This window comes from Leucobacter celer subsp. astrifaciens (genome assembly GCF_001273835.1).
In the GTDB taxonomy this organism is placed as follows: domain Bacteria; phylum Actinomycetota; class Actinomycetes; order Actinomycetales; family Microbacteriaceae; genus Leucobacter; species Leucobacter celer.
Map to the genome: position 1 here is coordinate 1 of NZ_JHEI01000033.1, position 250 is coordinate 250.

The 250-nt window shown below is 76.8% G+C and carries 1 pseudogene; it reads left to right on the forward strand.

The features are described from left to right. Positions 1-250, forward strand: a pseudogene (locus tag AMS65_RS19655) (LysR family transcriptional regulator); the annotation flags it as partial.

Consider the following 250-nt stretch of genomic DNA (forward strand, 5'->3'; position numbering starts at 1 on the left):
GAGCCGTACCGCGTCATGGTGGCCCGCGAGAGCGAGTGGGCGCGGCAGGAGACCCTCGACTTCGCGCACCTGGCGGGTGTCGCGTGGCTGTGCAGCCGCAGCGACGACGAGGCTTCGGATCGAGTGCTGCGGCGGGGCTGCCCCCCGCCCCGGCAACCGGGGCGCCCGCCCATGCGCCCGGGCGATCTCACCCTGATCCCCGGCCTGGGTGCCGAGGGGATCGGCTGCGCGCCCACCACCCCGACGCGCG